Raw genomic sequence first — 21891 nt, 5'->3', positions numbered from 1 at the left:
GGGATGTCCGGATCAGAACTTGAGGGCATATGCCGCATCGATACCGAACGATGCACGATCCATGGAACTGCCGTGCAGTCCGAGACGTAGGTTGGATCGCTGGCTCATCGCATAATCGATTTGCACGGAAGCGCGCAGCCAATTGCGATCGAAGTCGTCGGCATCGAGTTCGATGCCCAGTGGCACGCCTGGATTGGCAATGATCGTCGCATCGGGTTCACGGATTCGATGTGTGAACTCGACTGTGGAGGTCAGGGTTGCGCGGTCGCCAGCATCCCTGGCGAACGTCGCGCCCAGTGACGCGTTGGTGCTGTTCCATTCCGCTCCCGTATAGCTCGAAGCAAACGGACCGCCGGTTTCGGTGGATGCGTCGAGAATGGAGCGTGAATGCGTCATCGAAAACTGGGGCGAGATGCTTGTCTCCCCGGGCTTCCACATGTCCCGTGCCACAACACGCGCCCGGTAGACGGCATAGCGCCCATTCGCATCGCCGGAGGAGGTCTCCCTCTCGGAGCCATTCATGTACGAGCGGTCGTGCTGCATCCTGTAGCGGCCGGCGGCGGCGAGCAGATCGAACTCCCACCCGTTGCCGAATCTTCGGGTGGCTTCAATCGCGAAATGGTTTGCGTAGCCTCTGCCTTCCACGCTGTCCGATGGCTTTGCGGACATCGAGACGTGGCCGAGGCTCGCATGCATGCGCCATTCGCCGAAGTCCCTGCAGAAGCCGGCATCGACAGCCTGGCCGCGATTCGCTGCATCCTGCGAAAAGTCGAGGCTGGCGCTTGCCCATGCGCAACCGGTTCCGGAGGACGCACCCCGGTCGAGCCCCGTGCGACTGCGGATGCCTGAGGTCACGTACTCAGGAAGCCTGGATGAGAAGTTCGCCATCAGGCCGCTTGTCTCCCAGAGGCTTTGTCTGAAACCAACGGTGTCGGTGATGATGCCTGTACTTCCATTGCCGACTCTGGCTATCCAGTCGAAGTAAGCTCGCGACACGCTGTCCAGTCCGCGCCCGATGAGGATGCTTCCGTCGTGGTTCGTGTCATTCGCGCGCAGGAGGAGGTGATTGGCCGGCAAAGTCACGCCATTTTCGTTCAGCCAGGTGTCCACAGGCTGCATGCCCGAAGCCTCGGTCCATCGATATGCTCTTTCACCCTGTGTCTCCGCGCTTCCCGCCCATAGGAATCCGGATGAGCCGACAACCACGCGTCCGTTGGCTGAAATTGCGTTGGCGAAAGAGACAGTCAGCCCAGGCAGGGCCCCGAGACCCACCATGCCTGTTTCCTGTCTCCATATGAATCCTTGTCTTCCAACTCTTCCGACTATGGACCTGCCGTCGGCCGAGATGTCGGTGGCATAACTGTTGATCTCACCGTCCAGCGTGCCGAGCGAGTGCATCCCGGTTGACGAGTTCCATCGGAAAGCCTGACAGCTGATGTCGTTGCTGTTGCATGATCGGCCTGCGACGATCGAGCCATCGTACGACGCCGCGACTGCGTAGCTATGGACGTGCGACGGGTCGAGTCGACCGAGATCGAGCGGTAGATGTCCCGTTCGCCAGACGGTCGCGGTGTACCGAACTGGTCCCGGAGGACCAGATAGGTACGAATTGCGTGAAGCTCCAACGACCGTGCTCCCATCGCCAGAAATGCCGTAGCCTTCGCTGCTTTGATAGGTGGCGGCCGGGTCAAAAAGCAGAAATCCGTTCGATGCGGTCCATAGGTACGCCCTTCTATTCTCGTAGGGGTAGCGCAGGATTTCCCTTTTCGTGCCGACAATCGCAGACCCGTCGGCACTGATGCCTGATGCGGAAAAAGTGGAACCTGATATCAAGGATACGCTGGGGTCGTCAGTTCCCGGCAGCATGTGCAGGACACCGTACTCATCGAGGAACGCAGCGGCATATCGGGATGGATACCATACGCTGCCGGAGTTATTCACCAGGTATCGGCCAATGATTCGACGGCCATCTGCAGAGAGCGCAGTTGGCGCGAAATTCGTCAGCCTGTAGACGCTGATGTCGGCGGCTGTGGCGTACCCGCATGAGAGTGCGAGGGCGAGCGCAGCACTGATCCTTCTGAAGGCGATTGAATGGCCGGATTGACGCATGCTGGAGCTCCTGTTTGAATCCGCTCATTGGGTAAGCACCTTGGTGCGGTCGTGGATTCTGTCACCGCACTCTGCCTGGCTGGCTCTGTCCTTGATCTCGTCGGCGTCAGCGTGCACTGACGACCAGCCTCGTAATTGGCGTCGGATTATAGCGAAAGCCCTGTGGAGGACAGGAATGTGGCAGGAGATGGCCGGGAAGGTGGCGGCATGCCTTACCGCGTGCCAGGTACCGACGAACCTATCCCGGTGATGCAAGCTGAGCGCTTGTGACTGCCTACGGCCCTCACTCCGGATCGTAATCCAGGTTCGACGCCAACCAGCGCTCGGCCTGGGCCAGCGAAACGCCCTTGCGTCGTGCGTAGTCCTCGACCTGTTCCTTCGAGACCCGGCCGACCACGAAGTACTGGCTCTGCGGATGGCTGAAGTAGTAGCCGGACACTGCGGCGGTCGGCAGCATCGCGAAGCTTTCGGTCAGGGTCATGCCGGCGTTGTTGCCGGCGTCGAGCAGGCGGAACAGCGTGGCCTTCTCGCTGTGCTCGGGGCAGGCGGGATAGCCTGGCGCGGGGCGGATGCCGGTGTACTTCTCGTCGATGAGCGCATCGTTGTCGAGCGTCTCGTCGGCGGCGTAGCCCCAGAACTCCTTGCGGACGCGCTGGTGCAGGCGCTCGGCGAAGGCTTCGGCGAGTCGGTCGGCGAGCGCCTTGAGCAGGATCGCGTTGTAATCGTCGTGGTCGGCCTCGAAGCGCGCGACGTGCGGCTCGATACCGATCCCGCCGGTGACCGCGAACGCGCCGATCCAGTCCTGCTTGCCGGAGTCCTTCGGCGCGATGAAATCGGCGAGGCAGAAATCCGGGCGATCGGCGGGCTTGTCGACCTGCTGGCGGAGGAAGTGCAGGGTTTCCGGCTTCCCGTCGACGTCGATCACGACATCGTCTCCGACGCTGTTCGCCGGCCACAGCGCGAACACGCCGCGCGCGGTCAGCCACTTCTCGTCGACGATGCGCTTGAGCATCGCCTGCGCATCGCGGAACAGGTCACGGGCCTGCTTGCCGACGATCGCGTCGTCGAGGATCGCGGGGTAGCGGCCGGCGAGTTCCCAGGCGCTGAAGAACGGCGTCCAGTCGATGCAGTCGACCAGTTCCTGCAGCGGGTAGTCGTCGAACGCGGTGAGGCCGGGCTTGATCGGCGCCGGCGGCGTGTAGCTGTCCCAGCCGCCTTCGAACTTCTGGCCGCGCGCCTTGTCCAGCGACACCAGCCGCTTGGCGTCGCCGCGGTTGCGGTGGCGGGCGCGGATCTCGGCGAAGTCGCTGTCGTTCGCGGCGACGAAAGCGCTGCGCAGGTCCGGCGAGATCAGCGACTGCGCCACGCCGACCGCGCGCGAAGCGTCCTTCACCCACACCGTCGGCGCGTGGTAGTGCGGGTCGATTTTCAGCGCGGTGTGCGCGCGCGAGGTCGTCGCGCCGCCGATCAGCAGCGGTATCTTCAGACCCTGGCGCTGCATTTCCTTGGCGACGTGGCTCATTTCCTCCAGCGACGGGGTGATCAGGCCGGAGAGGCCGATGATGTCGGCGTTCTCGGCGACCGCGCGGTCGAGAATGGTCTGCGCCGGCACCATCACGCCGAGGTCGACCACGTCGAAGTTGTTGCACGCCAGCACCACCCCGACGATGTTCTTGCCGATGTCGTGCACGTCGCCCTTCACGGTCGCCATCACGATCTTGCCGTTGCTCTTGCCGACATCGCCGGTGCGCAGCTTCTCGGCCTCGATGTAGGGCAGCAGGTAGGCCACGGCCTTCTTCATCACGCGCGCGGACTTCACCACCTGCGGCAGGAACATCTTGCCGGCGCCGAACAGGTCGCCGACCACGTTCATGCCGTCCATCAGCGGGCCTTCGATCACGTCCAGCGGACGCGTCGACAGCGCGCGTGCTTCCTCGGTGTCCAGTTCGATGTACTGGTCGATGCCGTGGACCAGCGCGTGCGACAGGCGTTCGCGCACCGGTTTCTCGCGCCAGCGCAGGTCCTCGACCTTCTTCTCGCCCTTCTTGCCCTTGAAGCGGTCCGCGATCTCCAGCAGGCGCTCGGTGGCATCCGGACGACGATTGAGCACCACGTCCTCGACGCGTTCGCGCAGGTCGGCGTCGAGGTCGTCGTACAGCGGCAGCGCGCCGGCATTGACGATGCCCATGTCCATGCCGGCCCGGATCGCGTGGTACAGGAAGACCACGTGGATGGCCTGGCGCACGGCTTCGTTGCCACGGAACGAGAAGCTGACGTTCGACACGCCGCCGGAGATGTGGCTGAGCGGGAAGCGCTTCTTCAGCTCGCGCGTGGCCTCGATGAAGGCCACGGCATAGTCGTTATGCTCCTCGATGCCGGTCGCGACCGCGAACACGTTCGGGTCGAAGATGATGTCCTCGGGCGGGAAGCCGATCTTCCCGGTCAGCAGCTTGTAGGCGCGCGAGCAGATCTCGACCTTGCGTTCGACGGTGTCGGCCTGGCCTACTTCGTCGAAGGCCATCACCACGACCGCCGCGCCGTAACGGCGGACCAGCCGGGCCTGGCGGAGGAATTCGGCTTCGCCTTCCTTCATCGAGATCGAGTTGACGATGCCCTTGCCCTGCAGGCACTTCAGGCCGGCCTCGATCACGCTGAACTTCGAGCTGTCGACCATCACCGGGATGCGCGCGATGTCCGGCTCGGCGGCGATCAGGTTGAGGTAGTCGACCATCGCCTTCTCGGAGTCGAGCATGCCCTCGTCCATGTTGACGTCGAGCACCTGCGCGCCGTTCTCGACCTGCTGGCGCGCGACCACGACGGCTTCGTCGTAGCGGCCTTCGAGGATCAGCTTCTTGAACTGCGCCGAGCCGGTGACGTTGGTGCGCTCGCCGACGTTGACGAAGTTCGTCTCCGGCGTGATGACCAGCGGTTCGAGGCCGCTGAGGCGGGTGAAGCGGGGCAGTGCGGACGCGCTCATGCGGACAGCGCCTCCGGACGAACGGGCAGCGCGCGCGGCGGCAGTCCGGACACGACGTCGCCGATGGCGCGGATGTGCGCGGGCGTGGTGCCGCAGCAGCCGCCGACGATGTTGAGCAGGCCGGCTTCGGCGAACTCGCGCAGCACGCCGGCCATGTCCTCGGGCGTTTCGTCGTAGCCGCCGAAGGCGTTCGGCAGGCCGGCGTTGGGATGCGCGCTGACATGGGTGTCGGCGACCTGCGACAGCACGTCGACATGCACGCGCAGGTCCTTCGCGCCGAGCGCGCAGTTCAGGCCGATCGACAGCGGCTGTGCATGGCGCAGGGAGTACCAGAAGGCCTCGGCGGTCTGGCCCGAGAGCGTGCGCCCCGACGCGTCGGTGATCGTGCCGGAGATCATGATCGGCAGGCGTGCGCCGCGCGCCTCGAAGGCTTCCTCGATCGCGAACAGCGCGGCCTTGGCGTTGAGCGTGTCGAAAATCGTCTCGACCATCAGCGCGTCGGCGCCACCGTCGATCAGGCCATCGGCGGCTTCGCGATAGGCCACGCGCAGCTCGTCGAAGGAGATCGCACGGAAGCCGGGGCGGTTCACGTCCGGGCTGATCGACGCGGTGCGGCTGGTCGGGCCGAGCACGCCGACGACGAAGCGCGGCCGGTCGGGCGTCAGCGCCTCGACCTCGTCGCAGACCTTGCGTGCCAGGCGTGCGCCTTCGAGATTCAGTTCGTACGCCAGGTGCTGCAGGCGGTAGTCGAGCAGCGAGACGGTCGTCGAATTGAAGGTGTTGGTTTCGAGCAGGTCGGCACCGGCATCGAGGTAGGCGCGGTGGATCGCGCCGATCACGTCGGGCCGGGTCAGGGTCAGCAGGTCGTTGTTGCCCTTCTGGTCATGGCCACAGCCGCAGCCCGCGCCGTGGGCGTGGCCTGCGTCGTCGGTGGCCGGTGCCGACTTCGCGTCGAAGCCGTCGGCGAAGCGAGCGCCGCGATAGTCGGCTTCCTGCAGGCCGTACTGCTGGATCATCGTGCCCATGCCACCGTCGAGCAGCAGGATGCGCGAAGCGAGCGCGGCTTCAAGCTTGGCGACGCGTTCGGGGTGCAGCCAGGGCAGGCGCTCGCCGATGGCGGGCGGGGTGACGGTGGCGGGGTTCAACGGCAGGTTCATGGCGGTGTCTTCAGGGCTTGGTGCCGATGATCGAGATGACCTCGAAATGCGGCGGACGCTTCTCGCGGGTCACGGTCTCGCTGGTGGCGATGAGCAGGCCGGCCTTCTCGACGAACCTGCGCAGGTCCTTGTCGGAGAAGCCGAGATTCACGTGGCCGTAGGCTTCCACCGCCGCGCGGTGCTCGTGCTTCGCCAGGCTGCTCAGCAGCAGGCGGCCGCCCGGGCGCAGCACGCGTGCGGCCTCGGCCACGGCCACCGCCGGACGCGCCGCATAGGTCAAGGCGTGCATCAGCACGACCAGGTCGAAATGACCGTCCGGGAAGGGCAGGGCGTGCATGTCGCCCTCGCGGACCTGGACGTTGGGGAACCGGCGCAGGCGGTCGCTGGCAGCGGTGACCACGCGGGTGCTGGCGTCGACGCAGATGTACTCGCGGGAGTGCGGGGCCAGCAGCTCGGCCAGTACGCCGTCGCCGGAGGCGATGTCCAGCACGCTGCCCGGTGCGAGCAGGGGCAGGGCCGAGCGGGCCATCGCTTCCCAAGTCCGGCCCGGGGAGTAGTGCCGCTCCATGTCGCCGGCCACGCTGTCGGCCCAGTTGGCGTCGGCGGCGCGGGCCGCCAGCACGTCCGGGATGCGCTCGGCATCCTGGCGCAGCAGGGGGTCGTCGCTGCCCTCGCGCAGGGTCCGCCACAGCGAGCGCTGCGGCGCGTCCATGGCTTCCTCGTCGAAGCGGTAGTAGGCCGAGACCCCGGCGCGGCGGTCGCGGACCAGCCCGGCTTCCTTCAGCTTCGCCAGATGGGTCGAGACCCTAGGCTGGGCCAGCCGGGTGATCGACGAGAGTTCGGCGACCGTCAGTTCCTCGCGTTCGAGCAGGGCCAGCAGCCGGACGCGGGTGGCGTCGGCGAGGACTTTCAGTCGGGCTGACCAGGCTTCGAGGTCCATGGCGTCAATATCTCATCATCGCGATACAAAGATGATTGTCGGCCTTGGCGCCCCGCCGGTCAAGCGAAACCGGACCGCATGCGTCTGCGTACTGGGGTATACGCGACGCGATGGCTACAATGCGCGTTTCGATCCTTCCCATTCCAATCCAAGCCGAGGATGCGCCCGTGGATTTCCGCTTCACCGAAGAGCAGTTGATGATTCAGGACGTGGCACGACGGATCGCCCAGGAAAAGATCGCGCCGAGCGCCGAACACCACGACCGGACCGGCGAATTCCCCCTCGACAACATCCGCACCCTCGGCGAGAACGGCCTGATGGGTATCGAGGTGCCGACCGAATACGGCGGCGCGGGCATGGACCCGATCAGCTACGTGCTGGCCATGATCGAGATCGCCCACGCCGATGCGGCCCATTCGACCATCGTGTCGGTCAACAACTCGCTGTTCTGCAACGGCATCCTGAAGTTCGGCACCGAAGCGCAGAAGCAGCTGTACGTCCGCGCGATCGCCGAAGGCCGCGAGATCGGTGCCTTCGCCCTGACCGAGCCGCAGTCCGGTTCCGACGCCACCGCCATGCGCTGCAAGGCCGTGAAGCAGGCCGACGGTACCTACGTCGTCAACGGCAAGAAGAGCTGGATCACCTCCGGCCCGGTCGCCAAGTACATCGTGCTGTTCGCGATGACCGACCCCGACAAGGGCGCGCGCGGCATCACCGCCTTCATGATCGACACTGCCCGCGATGGCTTCCATCGCGGCAAGACCGAACCAAAGCTGGGCATCCGCGCCTCGGCGACCTGCGAGATCGAGTTCACCGACTACGTGGTCCAGGCCGACGAAGTGCTGGGCCAGGAAGGCGAGGGCTTCAAGATCGCGATGGGCGTGCTCGACGCCGGTCGCATCGGCATCGCCTCGCAGGCCATCGGCATCGCCCGCGCCGCCTACGAGGCGACCATCGCCTACGTCAAGGATCGCAAGGCCTTCGGTGCGCCGATCGGCACCTTCCAGATGACCCAGGCCAAGATCGCCGACATGAAGTGCAAGCTCGATGCCGCGACGCTGCTGACGCTGCGCGCTGCCTGGCAGAAGGGCGAGTCCGAGAACGGCGGTGCCCGTTTCAGCAACGAGGCCGCGATCGCCAAGCTCGTCGCCTCCGAAGCGGCCATGTGGATCACCCACCAGGCCGTGCAGATCCACGGCGGCATGGGCTATTCCAAGGAAATGCCGCTGGAGCGCTACTTCCGCGACGCCAAGATCACCGAGATCTACGAAGGCACCAGCGAGATCCAGCGCCTGGTGATCGCCCGCAACGAGACCGGCCTGCGCTGATGAACCCCCGGCCGGCTGCGTCCGCCCCGCCATCCGTCGCGCGATACGACGGGTGCGGCAGGGGTGGGCCGGCCGGCCGTTCGCATTCCGAGCAGACCGACCGCAACCAACGATCCGCCGGCGCCTCTCCGCGTCGCGCGCACGCATGACCCCCCGGCCAGCGCCCATCGGCGCCACCAACGGACCGCAACGCCCATGACCAAGAAAGCCTCCGCCCCGCGCACCCCGACCCAGCGAAAACAGGTGCGCGGCGAGTCGCACGCAAGCGAATCGCGACTGCTCGATCCCATCCTCGACGCCATCCGCAAGCGCGCCGGCAAGCGCGGCGAAGCCGATGCCGTCGCCTTCGCCGGCACGTTCTACCAGCGCCTGAGCGAGGACGAGCTGCCGGCGCACAGTGCCGACGCCTGGGCCGCGCTGGCTGCGGACTTCCTCGAATTCGCGCGACTGCGCAAGCCGGGCACGGCGAACGTGCGCCTCTTCAATCCGGTCGCCGCGAAGCACGGCTGGGAATCGACCCACACCGTGCTGCAGATCGTCAACGACGACATGCCGTTCCTGGTCGACTCGGTGATGATGGCCCTGGCGGAACGCGGCATCGGCGTGCATGTCCTCGGCCACCCGATCCTGCGCGTGACCCGCGACAAGGCCGGCCGGATCACGACGGTGGGCGAGGGTGCGCCCGAGTCGATGATGAGCCTGGAGATCGACCGCCTCTCCGCAGCCGATTCGGCGATCATCGAGCGCGCCATCCGCGACGTGCTCGCCGACGTGCGCGGCATCGTCGAAGACTGGCCGGCGATGCGCGATCGCATGCTCGCCATGACCGAAGACCTCGGCAAGCGCCGCATGCCGGTCAGCGACGCGATGCGCGCCGAAGCCCAGGCCTTCCTCGGCTGGGCCGCCGCCGACCACTTCACCTTCCTCGGCTACCGCGAGTACAAGGTGAAGAAGCTGGGCGGCGAGGAAGTGCTGGCTGCCGATCCGGCCTCCGGCCTGGGCCTGCTGCGCGGCCGCGAAAGCGGCAAGCCGCGCAAGGTCGCCTCGCTGACCGCCTACACCATGCAGCAGGCCGGCCACGTCGACCCGCTGATCCTCACCAAGACCAATTCGCGCGCCACCGTGCACCGTCCCGGCTACATGGACTACATCGGCGTGCTCAGCTACGACGCCGAAGGCCGCCCGGTCGCCGAGCAGCGCTTCATCGGCCTGTACACCTCCAGTGCCTACACCCGCCGTCCTTGGGAAATCCCGCTGGTGCGCGAGCGGCATGAGGCGGTGATGGCCAGGTCCGGCCTGGCGCCCACCGGCCACAGCTGGAAGGCGCTGCGCCACATCGTCGAGAAGCTGCCGCGCGACGAGCTGTTCCAGTCGAGCGAAGCGGAACTGTTCGAACTGGCCACCGGCGTGCTCAACCTGCAGGAGCGCGTGCGCAGCAAGCTGTTCCTGCGCCACGACCGTTACGGCCGTTTCTACTCGGTACTGGCCTACATTCCGCGCGACCGCTACAACACCGAGATGCGCCTGCGCATCGAAGCGATGCTGCGCGAAGTGCTGCACGCCGACCGCGTGGACTCCACCATCCAGCTCGGCGACTCGCCGCTGGCGCAGCTGCACATGCTGGCCCGTCCGCGCAAGGACGAACTGGTCGAGATCGACGCCGCCGGCCTCAATGCCCGACTCGCCGCGATCGTGCGCAACTGGCAGGACGACCTGCGCGAAGTGCTGGTGTCCCGCCACGGTGAGGAACGCGGGCTCGCGCTGGCCAACGGCTTCGGCCGCGCGCTGACCCCCGCCTACATCGAGAAGGCCTCCGCTGCGATCGCCGCCGACGATGTCGAGCAGCTCGCCGCGCTGACCCCCGACAACGACCTGCGCCTGAGCCTCTACCGCGACCAGGACGGTGGACTGCGCTTCAAGTTCTATCGCCTGCACGACGACATCCCGCTGTCCGACGCGATGCCGATGATGGAGAACATGGGCCTGCGCGTGATCTCGGAGCATCCGTTCCGCATCGAATCCGCCGGCACCGTCGCCTACATCCAGGATTTCGAGGTCGAGACCACGCGCGGCGACATCAACGTCGACGACCTCGACGAGGACTTCGAGGACGCGTTCGCGCAGATCTGGCGCGGCAATGCCGAGAACGACGGCTTCAACAAGCTCATCCTCGCCGCGAACTTGTCGTGGAAGCAGATCGCGATGCTGCGCGCGTACTGCAAGTACCTGCTGCAGATCGGCGTGCCGTTCTCGCAGAGCTACGTCGAGGAAACCTTCGCGCGCTATCCGATCCTCGCCCGCCTGATGGCGGAACTGTTCGAGGCCCGCTTCGACCCGGCCACCGGCAGGGAATCGAAGGCCGAGATCAAGGCCGGCGCCGACAGCATCCGCAAGCAGCTGACCGCGATCGCCGCCGGCGATGCCACCGTGCTCGCCGCCGTGGAGCCGGTGATCGCCGCGCGTGCCGCGAAGCGCGAAGCGCAGCTCGAAGCGACGCGCAATTCGATCACCACGCTCCTCGATCGCGTGTCGAGCCTCGACGAAGACCGCATCCTGCGCAGCTTCGTCGGCGTGATCGAAGCCACGCTGCGCACCAACTACTACATCACCTACCGCAGCGGTCGCTACCGCAACGGCCTGCGTGCCGACGGCGGCCCGGCCGACTACCTCAGCTTCAAGTTCGACACCTCGAAGGTGCCGGACCTGCCGAAGCCGCGCCCATATCGCGAAATCTTCGTCTGCGGACCGCGCGTCGAAGGCGTGCACCTGCGCTTCGGCCCGGTCGCGCGCGGCGGCCTGCGCTGGTCGGATCGCCGCGAGGACTTCCGCACCGAAGTGCTGGGCCTGGTGAAGGCGCAGATGGTGAAGAACACCGTGATCGTGCCGGTCGGCTCGAAGGGCGGCTTCTTCTGCAAGCAGCTGCCGGATCCGTCGGTGGATCGCGACGCCTGGTTCAACGAAGGCGTGGCCTGCTACAAGCGCTTCATCAACGGCCTGCTCGACATCACCGACAACATCGTCGGCGGCAAGATCGTGCCGCCGGACGAAGTCGTGCGCCACGACGGCGATGACCCGTACCTCGTCGTCGCCGCCGACAAGGGCACCGCGACCTTCTCCGACATCGCCAACGGCATCGCGAATGCCCATGGGTTCTGGCTCGACGACGCGTTCGCCTCCGGCGGCTCGGTCGGCTACGACCACAAGGGCATGGGCATCACCGCGCGCGGCGGCTGGGAATCGGTCAAGCGCCACTTCCGCGCGCTCGGCCGCGACTGCCAGACGCAGGACTTCACCTGCGTCGGCGTCGGCGACATGTCCGGCGACGTGTTCGGCAACGGCATGCTGCTGTCGAAGCACATCCGCCTCGTCGCCGCCTTCGACCATCGCCACATCTTCCTCGATCCGAACCCGGACTCGGCGATCTCGTTCAAGGAACGCGACCGCATGTTCAAGCTGCCGCGTTCGAGCTGGGAAGACTACGACAAGGCGTTGATCAGCAAGGGCGGCGGCCTGTTCCCGCGCTCGGCGAAGTCGATCCCGCTGTCGCCGGAGATCAAGGCCGTGCTCGGCATCGCCTCCGATGCAACCGCGATGAGCCCGATGGAGCTGATGAACGCGATCCTGAAGGCGCCGGTCGACCTGCTGTGGAACGGCGGCATCGGCACCTACGTCAAGGCGTCCAGCGAAACGCACGCCGATGTCGGCGATCGCGCCAACAACGGTCTGCGCGTCAACGGTAATGAACTGCGCTGCCGGATGGTGGGCGAGGGCGGCAACCTCGGCCTGACCCAGCTCGGTCGCATCGAAGCCGCGCTCAATGGCGTGCTGCTCAACACCGACTTCATCGACAACTCCGCCGGCGTCGACACCTCCGACCACGAGGTGAACATCAAGATCCTGCTCAACGGCGAAGTGCAGAAGAAGAAGCTGACGATGCCCGAGCGCAACAAGCTGCTCGCGGCGATGACCGACGAGGTCGCAGCGCTGGTGCTCAACGACAACTATCGCCAGAACCAGGCGCTGAGCCTGATGCAGCGGATGTCGCTCACTCGCCTGGGCTCGAAGCAGCACTTCATCAAGACCCTCGAATCGCAGGGCCTGCTCGATCGCCAGATCGAGTTCCTGCCCAGCGACGCCGAGATCGCCGACCGCAAGGCGCGCGGCATCGGCCTGACCCGTCCGGAACTGTCGGTGCTGCTGTCGTACTCGAAGATCGTGCTGTTCCAGCAGCTGCTCGACTCCGACGTGCCGGAAGATCCGTATCTTTCGAAGGAGCTGGTGCGCTACTTCCCGCAGCCGCTGCAGCAGAAGTACGCCAAGTCGATGGAACAGCATCGCCTGAAGCGCGAGATCATCGCCACGGCGGTGACCAACTCGATGGTCAATCGCATGGGGTCGACCTTCACCCTGCGCATGACCGAGGATTCCGGTCGCACGCCGGGCGAGGTCGCGAAGGCCTTCACCATCGCCCGCGAAACCTTCGATGCACGCGAGCTGTGGGCGCAGATCGACGCGCTCGACGGCAAGGTGCCGGAATCGGTGCAGGTCGATGCGCTGCAGACCATCTGGTCGCTGCTGCGTTCGATGACGCGCTGGCTGCTGTCGCGTCCGGGCGCGATCCCGGCGATCACCGATGCGGTCGACCGTTATCACGCCGGTTTCCGCGAGATCCGCGCCGGTTCCGGCATCCTGCCGGCGACGATGCGTCCCGCGTACGACGCCAGCTTCGAGGACTGGAAGGCCAAGGGCATGCCGGAGGCGCTGGCGAAGCAGCTCGCGGCGATTCCCTACCTCGAGTCGTGCTGCGACATCATCGAAGTGGCGCGTGCGCGCAAGCTCAAGCCGGTCGAAGTGGCGAAGGTCCACTTCCGCCTCGGCGAAGCCCTGCAGCTGCCGTGGCTGTATGCGCAGATCGATTCGCTCGCGGTCGACGGTCGCTGGCACGCGGTCGCGCGCGGCTCGCTGCGCGACGAACTCGCCGCGCAGCAGCGCCTGCTGACCATGCAGGTGCTCGCCACGGCCGGCGCGAATCCCGATGCCAAGGTCAAGCACTGGCTGGAACGTGACGATGCCGCGCTGCGCTTCACGCTCGGCATGCTTGCCGAAGTCGCCGCGCAGAAGTCGCTGGACTACCCGACCGCCTCGGTCGCGGTGCGCCGCCTGTCGATGCTGTCCGCCGAAGGCTGACCGCGCTCGCTCTTGCTGCGCATACCGAACGGCCCCGGGAAACCGGGGCCGTTCGCATGTCGGGCCATGCGTGTCGGAGTGCGGGGCGACCTGCCATCGTCGCGACGATCCGCTATCCTCGCGCTTGCGGGATGGACCCGCCGGACAGGACGCAACCGTGGCCCAGCAGCGCATCGCCTTCCTCGCCAGCCCCAGCCCCGACGCCCAGCAGGCGCTGGAAGCCATGACTTCGCGGCACGGCCAGTGCGCACCGGCAGAAGCCGAGATCCTCTGTCCGCTTGGTGGCGACGGTTTCATGCTGCAGACCCTGCATCGCCACGGCGGCCTCGGCATTCCCGTCTACGGCATGAAGCTCGGCACCGTCGGTTTCCTGATGAACCACTTCGTCGAGGACGGCCTGATCGAACGCCTCGCCGCCGCCGAACCGGCGAAGCTGCGCCCGCTGGAGATGTCCGCGCAGACCGAATCCGGCGCCACCGTCACCTCGCTCGCGTACAACGAAGTCTCGCTGCTGCGCCAGACCCGCCAGGCCGCGCACATCTCGATCGAGCTGAACGACCAGACCAGACTCGATGAACTGATCTGCGACGGCGCGATGGTCGCCACGCCCGCAGGCAGCACGGCCTACAACTATTCCGCCGGCGGCCCGATCCTGCCGCTGGGATGCGGCGTCGTCGCGCTCACGCCCATCGCCCCGTTCCGCCCGCGCCGCTGGCGCGGCGCACTGCTCAAGGCCGACACCGAAGTCCGCTTCCGCGTCCTCGACCCCTACAAGCGCCCGGTCAGCGCCACCGCCGACTCCCACGAAGTCCGCGACGTCGTCGAAGTCGCCATCCGCGAATCCCGCGACCGCATGGTCACCCTGCTGTTCGACCCGGAGCACAACCTGGAAGAGCGGATATTGAGTGAGCAGTTTGTGGCGTGAGGGTATGTGAGTGCGAATGCCTGGACAGCAGGCGGCAGACCAATCCATTTCCAGTGCCTCATCTGGTCAGGTCAAGCGATGAAGCGGAAAATCCTCAGTGAAATGGCAGATGCGGTCGCGAGGCATGACTGGCAAGCCTCGTATGACCTCCTCGGTTTCGTCATCAATATCGAAGATTCAGTTGCTAAGGCGGAGATTCTCAACCATCTGCTCGTGATGCCCGGTCATGAACATCATCAGCAAGTGATGCGGCAGATCCAGCTGCTTCGCAGTCCATCAAGCATCCCCTACATTCGAACGATGCTTGAAAGCGGTTACGAGATGCTTGAGTACACATGCTCGGAGCCCGGCGTCATCACCAAATGGTTCAGTCACGCGCTTGCGGATATCGATACGCCGGAATCGATCGACCTCATTCGTGAGTACTCAGGCTCCGAGGATCCTGAGATCGCCGGGGAAATGGCGTACCGTTTGATGCGTATCAATCGCTGAGCGGCTCAAGGCCGTAAAGCGCAATCGTAGGGCGGCACCCGCGGAGCAGATGGCGTCGCATTCCGGCGTCTGCATAGCGCCTTCGGCGAGATGCGCATGTCGTCATGGCGGGATCACCTGCGGTGGTCCCGCCCTACGGGATTCTGGCTTTCCGGTCGGCCACACCCCGCCGGCTATAATCCCCCCCATGCACGACATCCTCCTCGCGACCCTCAATGCCCGGTATTCCCATGCGTCGCTGGGGCTGCGCTACCTGCGCGCCAACCTGGGCGAGCTGCGGGAGCGGTCGGCGATCCTGGAGTTCGTGATCGGGCAGAAGACCGAGGAGATCGTCGAGAAGATACTGGCGCAGCGGCCGAGGGTGCTGGGGCTGGGCGTGTACATCTGGAACGTCGAGGAGAGCACGCGGCTGGTGGCGCAGCTGAAGACGGTGGCGCCGGAGATCCAGGTGGTGCTCGGCGGGCCGGAGGTGAGTTACGAGGTCAACGAGCAGCGGATCTGCGCGCTGGCCGATTACGTGATCACCGGCTGGGGCGATGTGACATTTCCCGAGGTGGCGGGCCAACTGCTGCGGGGCGAGACGCCGCATGCGCGGATCATCCCGGGGCGGCAGGCGGAGCTGAAGGACCTGGTGCTGCCCTACGACGAGTACACCGAGGAGGACGTGCGCCAGCGCCACCTCTATGTCGAGGCCTCGCGTGGTTGCCCGTTCAAGTGCGAGTTCTGCCTGTCGTCGCTGGACAAGACCGCGTGGCCGTTCGAGCTGCAGCACTTCATGGCGTCGATGGAAACGCTGTACGCGCGCGGCGTGCGCCAGTTCAAGTTCGTCGACCGCACGTTCAATCTGAAAGTCGATACTTCGCTGGCGATCCTCGATTTCTTCCTCGCCAAGATCGAGGCGGCGCCCGACGATCCGCCGTTCGTGCATTTCGAGCTGATTCCGGATCACCTGCCGGAAAAGCTGAAGGATGCGATCGCGAAATTCCCCGATGGCACGCTGCAGTTCGAGATCGGCATCCAGACCTTCGATCCCGAAGTGCAGACGCGCATCTCGCGCCGGCAGAACGACGAGAAGGCTGCCGCGAACCTCGCCTGGCTGCGCGAGCATTCGCGCGCGCACCTGCACGTGGATCTGATCGCGGGTCTGCCTGGCGAAACCGTCGAGAGCTTCGCGCGCGGCTTCGACAAGCTGGTCGCACTGGCGCCTCACGAGATCCAGTTCGGTATCCTCAAGCGCCTGCGCGGTGCGCCGGTCGCGCGGCACACGCAGGCGCACGACCTGCGCTTCAATCCCGATCCACCGTACAACATCCTCAGCACCGACGTCATCGATTTCGCGACGATGCAGCGTCTGTCGCGTTTCGCGCGCTACTGGGACATGGTCGCGAATGCGGGGCGCTACCCGCGCACGCTGCCGCTGCTGCTGGGCGACGCGCCGTTCCAACGTTTCCTCGCCTACAGCGACTGGCTCTATGCGCGCATCGGCCAGACCCATGCCATCGCCCACGAGCGGATGGTGCATGCGCTGCAGCTGTTCCTGACCACCGAAGCAGGCGTGGTCGAGGACATCGCCAATCGCGCCCTCATCGACGACTACCGGGGGCAGGGCGGTCGTTCGCGGCTGGCGTTCGAGGACCCGGATGCCGAGCTGCCCGTACCGGTGCCACGGAAGAAGCGGGCGACTCCGCCCCGGCAGACGCGGCATCTCGCCGGTTGACCGATCCGCTGTCCTGCGGGACAGCGCGTGGCCGGTGCGACGCGCTTGCCATCGCCATGCCCGACTTGCCATGATCGGCGTTCACTATATCTGGGGAGAATGAGATGGATTGGATGTTGATGCCGCTGAAGCGCTATGCCGACTTCAATGGTCGCTCGCGGCGCAAGGAATTCTGGATGTTCACGCTGTTGAACGTCATCGTGACCGCGGTGCTGTATGGATTGATCATTGCCGGCCTGGATTTCGAGACAGGCCAGCCCGGTGCGTTGAGCATGGTGGGCGGTGGCCTGCTCCTCATTTACGCACTCGCGTTCCTTGTGCCGTCGATCGCGGTGTACGTCCGTCGTTTCCACGATCAGGACAAGTCCGGCTGGCTGGTGCTGCTGATGTTCGTACCCGCCATCGGAGGCCTGATCCTGTTGATCTTCATGTGCATCGAAGGCACGCGTGGCCCGAACCGCTTCGGCGAAGATCCGAAGGCCGCCTGATCCATCCGGCACCGTGACATCCGGCCGGCGTTCCTCGGGGGAGGGCGCCGGCCTTTTCATGCCTGCGTCACCGAGCCCGCCCAGTCTCATCCGATGAGACCGCCTTGGCGATACACTGCGCGAATGTCGACGACGCCTTCCCCCGAACCCCTCGTCATCGCGATTTCCTCGCGCGCGCTGTTCGATCTCGAAGAGAGCCATTCCCTGTTCGAGCGCGAGGGCGTGGATGCCTTCGCCAGCTACCAGCGCAGCCACGAGGACGAGGTCCTGCGGCCAGGCATCGCTTTCCCGCTGGTGCGCAAGCTGCTGGCGCTCAACGCCGACGACAAGGACGGTGTGCCGCGCGTCGAGGTGATCCTGCTGTCGCGCAATTCCTCGGACACCGGGCTGCGCGTGTTCAATTCGATCCAGCACCACGGCCTGGACATCCGCCGCGCCACCTTCACTTCGGGTGCGCCGACCTGGCCCTACATCAAGCCCTTTGGCGCGCATCTGTTCCTGTCCGCCGATGCCGAATCGGTGCGTCGTGCGCTGGAGCACGGCATCGCGGCGGCGACGCTGCTGCCCGCGCCGGCGGTCGCGCCGTCCGCCGTGTTCTCGCCCGACCAGATCCGTATCGCCTTCGACGGCGACGCGGTGCTGTTCGACGACGAAAGCGAGCGCGTGTCGCAGGAAGGCGGGCTGGAAGCCTTCGCGCGGCACGAGCGCGAGCGTGCGCACGAACCCCTGCCAGGCGGGCCGTTCCGCGCTTTCCTCGATGCGCTGCATCGGCTGCAGGTGGCCTATCCGGTCGAGCAGTGCCCGATCCGCACCGCGCTGGTCACTGCACGCTCCGCGCCTGCGCACGAACGCGTGATCCGCACCCTGCGCGACTGGGGCATCCGCCTCGACGAGGCGCTGTTCCTCGGCGGCCGCTCGAAAGGCCCGTTCCTGCAGGCCTTCGGCGCCGACATCTTCTTCGACGATTCCCCGCACAACATCGATTCCGCGCGCGAACACGTCGCGGCGGGGCATGTGCCGCATGGGGTCGTCAATCGCTGAGGCAATCCTGTTTCGAGCTTCCGGAGACGACGGTATGGGCACCTGGTCCTGCGAACCCTACGGCAACGACACCGCCAACGACTGGGCCTATGGCCTCGACGAGCGACGTGACTTTTCGCTGGTCGAAGAGACGATCCGGGCCGTGCTCGACAACGGAGACGACTATCTGGATGCCGATCTGGCCGTCGAAGCCATCGCTGCCGTGGAAGTCCTCGCGAAGGCGCTCGGTCGCGGCACGCAGTCGGACGCGTACACGGAAAAAGTCGATGCATGGCTGCGCACGGTGTCGACGCCGCCGACCGCGACGTTGCTGGCCGATGCGCGTCGGGCGCTGGATCGCATCCTTGGACCGGATTCCGAATTGAACGAGCTCTGGGAAGAGAGCGACGGACATGCCGAGTGGATTGAAACCGTGCGTGCGCAGCAGGCAGCTCTCGCGGGTTGATCCGATCCTGCATCCAGAATGAAACAAGGGGCCTTGCGGCCCCTTGCTGCATCCTGCGGGGGAGGTGTTTCAGCGGACGATGCCGGTCCGCGAGCGGCTTTCCAGCGGGGCCATGCGCGACTGGTCGTTGAGCGAGAGCTCGCGGACTTCGAACGGCGCGCCATAGCCGGCAGGCAGGTGGCTGCGGTCGAACTGCAGCACCAGCGTGCCGTTGCCGCGCTTCATCCACGCCGCGCTGTGCGCCTGCGACACCGGGCGCATCTGGCCGTCGGAAGCGGTGGAGTACAGCGTGCCGCGTGCCTCGTAGCGGCCGACCGAGCCGGCCTGCACCGGCAGGGCCATGCGCATGGTCGCGGCATCGAAGGCGAACTGGCCCCTGAAGCGCGCGGTCGGTGCGGCCACGGCCACGGCGGTGCGCGCATCGCGCTGGATGCCGTCGGCGCTGGCGAAGACCTGCACTTCCCACAGCCCGGGCGTGCTGCCGACGTTCGCGGGCAGTTTCACGCGCGCGGTGCCGTCCTTGCCGACCGCGACCGGCCAGCTGCGGCCATCCGGGGCGACCAGCAGTCCGCCGGCCTGCACGGCCTGCGCACGCTTGCCGGCACGGTCGAAGCCGATGTTCACGCGCACCGTGTCGCCGGCCAGCGCATGCTGGCGGTCGATGGCGGTGTTGAGCACGTCGCTGCTCTGCGGTTCGAACACGTGGACCAGATAGCGGCCTTCGGCCTGCGTGGCGCGCAGGGTGTAGGCACCGGCGACTTCCTCGGGCGCGAGCTTGGCGATCACGCTGCCGTCCTGCACGTCCATGCCGGCGGCAGCGAGCTGCTTCGCCGACGCGAGGCGCTCGATGCGCGCGGCACCGCCCGCATCGTTGATGCGCAGTGCGTTCTGGTCGAGCGCACGCGCACCGCGCGCCGGGCTGACGCGGATCAACGCGCCGGGCGCCGAGGTCTTCACCGAGACGCCCTGGCGGAGTTCGGCGGCGTCCACGGTCTGCCAGTATTCGCGACTCTGCGCCACGTACGGCTGCGGTGCGGCGAGCGCGGCGTTCGGGTCCAGCTTCCAGGCGAAGGACACCGGGGCGCGTTCGATGGTGGCGGAGGGGGCGGGCACGGCGACGAGGCGCGCGGGCACTTGGTCGCCGGCGACCGGCGCGCGCATCGGCTGTGCCGCAATGGCGGCCTGGCTGGCGAGCGCGAGGGTGAGCGAAGCCGTGAGTGCTGCAATGGCGAGTTTCATGATGGGTGCCCTCACTGGCTCATGTCGGTGCGGAGGATGTTGTTCAGGCCGAAGCAGGCGCGACGGCTCTGGTTGTGCGACAGCGGTTCGCCACCGGCCATCCGCGCGGTGTCGTAGAACCACACCGAACCTGCGGCGTTCTGGCTGCTGCAGTTGAGGAAGCCGTCGGAGCAGCTGTTGAGCCAGTTCTGCGTGACTTCCAGGCCGACGTTCTGGCTGTAGCCGCCGCAGTAGCTGTCGCCGTCGAACGGCGAGGAGTCGACATCGGTGCCGACGACGCTGCGGAAGGTCTTCGGCAGCGCGGGGCGACCGCTGGTGCCGTACAGGTAGTTGCCGTTGTAGAAGACCATCCAGCTCTGCTGCTGCTGGCGCACGCCATCGTTCTGGTAGCCGAGCAGCCAGCCGACCGCGGCCTCGAAGACGGTGCCGTTCATCACCGCGTCGGCCAGCGGCGTGCCGGTGGACGAAGGCGCCAGCGCGTTCACGCGCACGGTCTTGCTGATGATGTTCGGGTAGCGGCTGTCGTAGGTCGGGTTCGACATGATCCAGCGCATCACGTTGCCACCATTGGAGTGGGTGATGACGATGAGCCGGGTGATGCCCTTGGTGTTGATGAAGTTGGTCAGCTGGCCTGCCAGGCAGCCTGCGGCGCGGCTGTCCCACCAGTACTGGCCGAAGTCGCAGTTGATGACCACGTAGTTCGCCGGGTTCGGCAGGCCGCCGCGCACCGAGTCGACCATGGCGGGCTGCCAGTAGTCGTTGTACGCGTTGGTCTGTGCGCCGGTGCCGTGGACGAAGGCCACGCCGGTGTTCGCGAGCGCGCACGGCGCCGCCAGGGCGAGCAGAAGCCCGCAGAGGTGTTTGAGCACGTTGGTTGTCCCCTTGCTTGTTTCGATGTCCATGAATGCGCGGCCCCTGCCGCGTCCTTCCCTGTTCGGAGCTTCGAAGTCGCGCCCTGCTGATGGCTCGGGACGTCGCCGGCTCCAGCCCTGCCATGCTGTGGGGTATGGCATTGCGCCCGAGGGTACGGGGGCGTATTGACAGTGTCATGACGCAGTGCGTCATCGGGCACGACCATGCAGGCCGTGCACCGGATCTCCGGTCACGACTCGCGTCGCGCCTGCACAGAAGTGTCGAGGCTCGGCGTCCGGCCCTGCCTCAGAACTCCAGGTCCAGCGCCGCGCAGAGGTAGTCCATGTACGGACCGAGGCCCTGCAGGTCCTTGGCGAGGGTCGTGAGCAGGCGTGGGCCGGTCATCGTGGTGTCGTCGATGGCGCGCAGGGCGACGTGGTTCTTGCGCCGCAGGTCGTCGAGATGGGCGAAATCGGCGGGGAATCCCCGTGGCGGGCGGACCAGCATCTCGCTGTCGTCGAGGTCGAAGCGCTTGCGGAATGCGGTGCCATGCGCGGCGGCGGCCCAGCTGCCCGGGTTGTCGACGATGAAGTGGCGGATGCGACGCAGTGCGTCCGGTTCCGGATGCCAGAGGCCAGCGCCGATGAAGCAGTTCCCCGGCTGCAGGTGGATGTAGTACGACGGCGCTTCGACTTCCTTGCTGCGCGCATGGAACAGGCGCGCGCCCTGCCAGTTCTTGTACGGGGCCTTGTTGTTCGAGAAGCGCGTGTCGCGGTGGATGCGGAACAGCGAGCCTCCGACGGTCTTCGGATCGGCGCGATAGTGTTCGCTCACTTCGCGCAGCGCCGGCTGCAGGTCGGTGATCAGGGCCAGGAACGGCTGGCGCACGTACTGCTCGTAGTCGGCCTTGTGCGCATGGAACCATTCGCGATCGTTGTTGCGCGCGAGGCTGCGCAGGAACTTGAAACTGCGGTCGGAAAAGTACGTGCTCATG

Annotated in this window: 15 protein-coding genes; 8 read left to right on the top strand and 7 right to left on the bottom strand. The window is 66.2% G+C overall.

From position 1 onward, the window contains the following. Positions 1 to 12 precede the first annotated feature (12 nt). The 4 genes from ACFQ0E_RS16610 to ACFQ0E_RS16595 all read right to left on the bottom strand — a co-directional run bounded on the left by ACFQ0E_RS16610 (position 13) and on the right by ACFQ0E_RS16595 (position 7183). Positions 13 to 2109 carry an autotransporter domain-containing protein gene (locus tag ACFQ0E_RS16610; protein WP_386825734.1) on the bottom strand — a complete coding sequence of 699 codons (2097 nt, stop codon included), beginning with the start codon at positions 2107 to 2109 and terminating at the stop codon, positions 13 to 15. A gap of 283 nt (positions 2110 to 2392) precedes the next feature. Continuing rightward, complete coding sequence (gene metH / locus ACFQ0E_RS16605; RefSeq protein ID WP_386825732.1) at positions 2393 to 5086, bottom strand: methionine synthase; 2694 nt, start codon at positions 5084 to 5086, stop codon at positions 2393 to 2395. Further along, positions 5083 to 6243, bottom strand: coding sequence for a homocysteine S-methyltransferase family protein (locus ACFQ0E_RS16600; protein WP_386825730.1), 1161 nt, complete (start codon positions 6241 to 6243; stop codon positions 5083 to 5085). The genes metH and ACFQ0E_RS16600 overlap by 4 nt, the downstream gene beginning before the upstream one ends. A 10-nt stretch (positions 6244 to 6253) precedes the next feature. After that, a complete protein-coding gene (locus tag ACFQ0E_RS16595; protein WP_386825728.1) occupies positions 6254 to 7183 on the bottom strand; it encodes an ArsR/SmtB family transcription factor in 930 nt (309 codons plus the stop codon). Positions 7184 to 7302: 119 nt separating this feature from the next. Here ACFQ0E_RS16595 and ACFQ0E_RS16590 point away from each other — a divergent pair, with 119 nt between their 5' ends. The 8 genes from ACFQ0E_RS16590 (at position 7303) to ACFQ0E_RS16555 (ending at position 18806) form a co-directional block, all read left to right on the top strand. Beyond that, the gene (locus tag ACFQ0E_RS16590; RefSeq protein ID WP_386825727.1) at positions 7303 to 8511 is read left to right on the top strand and encodes an acyl-CoA dehydrogenase family protein; all 1209 of its coding nucleotides are present in this window, start codon (positions 7303 to 7305) and stop codon (positions 8509 to 8511) included. A 195-nt stretch (positions 8512 to 8706) separates the two neighbouring features. After that, a complete protein-coding gene (locus ACFQ0E_RS16585; protein WP_386825725.1) occupies positions 8707 to 13698 on the top strand; it encodes an NAD-glutamate dehydrogenase in 4992 nt (1663 codons plus the stop codon). 157 nt (positions 13699 to 13855) lie between these two features. Next, positions 13856 to 14623: an NAD kinase gene (locus ACFQ0E_RS16580; protein ID WP_386825723.1), complete on the top strand. Its 768-nt coding sequence runs from the start codon at positions 13856 to 13858 to the stop codon at positions 14621 to 14623. 78 nt (positions 14624 to 14701) lie between these two features. Further along, entirely contained in the window at positions 14702 to 15115 is a 414-nt protein-coding gene (locus tag ACFQ0E_RS16575; protein ID WP_386825721.1) for a hypothetical protein, read from the top strand. Positions 15116 to 15302: 187 nt separating this feature from the next. Then, positions 15303 to 16832 (top strand): B12-binding domain-containing radical SAM protein, encoded by a 1530-nt coding sequence (locus tag ACFQ0E_RS16570; protein WP_386825719.1) that lies wholly within the window; start codon positions 15303 to 15305, stop codon positions 16830 to 16832. Between the two features lie 104 nt (positions 16833 to 16936). Then, entirely contained in the window at positions 16937 to 17320 is a 384-nt protein-coding gene (locus ACFQ0E_RS16565) for a DUF805 domain-containing protein (RefSeq protein WP_386825717.1), read from the top strand. A 123-nt stretch (positions 17321 to 17443) separates the two neighbouring features. After that, positions 17444 to 18361, top strand: coding sequence for a 5'-nucleotidase (locus ACFQ0E_RS16560; protein WP_386825716.1), 918 nt, complete (start codon positions 17444 to 17446; stop codon positions 18359 to 18361). Continuing rightward, positions 18342 to 18806, top strand: a complete 465-nt coding sequence (locus tag ACFQ0E_RS16555; RefSeq protein ID WP_386825714.1) for a DUF4259 domain-containing protein — start codon at positions 18342 to 18344, stop codon at positions 18804 to 18806. Before ACFQ0E_RS16560 ends, ACFQ0E_RS16555 begins: the two co-directional genes overlap by 20 nt. A gap of 69 nt (positions 18807 to 18875) precedes the next feature. On the opposite strand, the gene ACFQ0E_RS16550 is transcribed toward ACFQ0E_RS16555, so the two are convergent. The 3 genes from ACFQ0E_RS16550 to ACFQ0E_RS16540 all read right to left on the bottom strand — a co-directional run bounded on the left by ACFQ0E_RS16550 (position 18876) and on the right by ACFQ0E_RS16540 (position 21890). After that, positions 18876 to 20045, bottom strand: a complete 1170-nt coding sequence (locus ACFQ0E_RS16550; RefSeq protein ID WP_386825712.1) for a DUF4785 domain-containing protein — start codon at positions 20043 to 20045, stop codon at positions 18876 to 18878. An 11-nt stretch (positions 20046 to 20056) separates the two neighbouring features. Further along, positions 20057 to 20947 (bottom strand): hypothetical protein, encoded by an 891-nt coding sequence (locus ACFQ0E_RS16545; protein ID WP_386825710.1) that lies wholly within the window; start codon positions 20945 to 20947, stop codon positions 20057 to 20059. Between the two features lie 256 nt (positions 20948 to 21203). Then, a complete protein-coding gene (locus tag ACFQ0E_RS16540) occupies positions 21204 to 21890 on the bottom strand; it encodes a DUF2461 domain-containing protein (protein WP_386825708.1) in 687 nt (228 codons plus the stop codon). Position 21891 lies beyond the last annotated feature (1 nt).

The organism is Lysobacter brunescens (genome assembly GCF_042677005.1).
Lineage (GTDB): Bacteria > Pseudomonadota > Gammaproteobacteria > Xanthomonadales > Xanthomonadaceae > Lysobacter_I > Lysobacter_I brunescens.
The sequence above is the reverse complement of the archived record's forward strand: the minus strand, read 5'-3'. Positions and strand labels throughout refer to the sequence as shown.

What these genes read in the sequence shown, in the direction of transcription:
- ACFQ0E_RS16610 (WP_386825734.1), bottom strand. Translation starts at nt 2,109, where the DNA reads ATGCGTCAATCCGGCCATTCAATCGCCTTCAGAAGGATCAGTGCTGCG.
- metH (WP_386825732.1), bottom strand. Translation starts at nt 5,086, where the DNA reads ATGAGCGCGTCCGCACTGCCCCGCTTCACCCGCCTCAGCGGCCTCGAA.
- ACFQ0E_RS16600 (WP_386825730.1), bottom strand. Translation starts at nt 6,243, where the DNA reads ATGAACCTGCCGTTGAACCCCGCCACCGTCACCCCGCCCGCCATCGGC.
- ACFQ0E_RS16595 (WP_386825728.1), bottom strand. Translation starts at nt 7,183, where the DNA reads ATGGACCTCGAAGCCTGGTCAGCCCGACTGAAAGTCCTCGCCGACGCC.
- ACFQ0E_RS16590 (WP_386825727.1), top strand. Translation starts at nt 7,303, where the DNA reads ATGCGCGTTTCGATCCTTCCCATTCCAATCCAAGCCGAGGATGCGCCC.
- ACFQ0E_RS16585 (WP_386825725.1), top strand. Translation starts at nt 8,707, where the DNA reads ATGACCAAGAAAGCCTCCGCCCCGCGCACCCCGACCCAGCGAAAACAG.
- ACFQ0E_RS16575 (WP_386825721.1), top strand. Translation starts at nt 14,702, where the DNA reads ATGAAGCGGAAAATCCTCAGTGAAATGGCAGATGCGGTCGCGAGGCAT.
- ACFQ0E_RS16570 (WP_386825719.1), top strand. Translation starts at nt 15,303, where the DNA reads ATGCACGACATCCTCCTCGCGACCCTCAATGCCCGGTATTCCCATGCG.
- ACFQ0E_RS16565 (WP_386825717.1), top strand. Translation starts at nt 16,937, where the DNA reads ATGGATTGGATGTTGATGCCGCTGAAGCGCTATGCCGACTTCAATGGT.
- ACFQ0E_RS16560 (WP_386825716.1), top strand. Translation starts at nt 17,444, where the DNA reads ATGTCGACGACGCCTTCCCCCGAACCCCTCGTCATCGCGATTTCCTCG.
- ACFQ0E_RS16555 (WP_386825714.1), top strand. Translation starts at nt 18,342, where the DNA reads ATGGGGTCGTCAATCGCTGAGGCAATCCTGTTTCGAGCTTCCGGAGAC.
- ACFQ0E_RS16550 (WP_386825712.1), bottom strand. Translation starts at nt 20,045, where the DNA reads ATGAAACTCGCCATTGCAGCACTCACGGCTTCGCTCACCCTCGCGCTC.
- ACFQ0E_RS16545 (WP_386825710.1), bottom strand. Translation starts at nt 20,947, where the DNA reads ATGGACATCGAAACAAGCAAGGGGACAACCAACGTGCTCAAACACCTC.
- ACFQ0E_RS16540 (WP_386825708.1), bottom strand. Translation starts at nt 21,890, where the DNA reads ATGAGCACGTACTTTTCCGACCGCAGTTTCAAGTTCCTGCGCAGCCTC.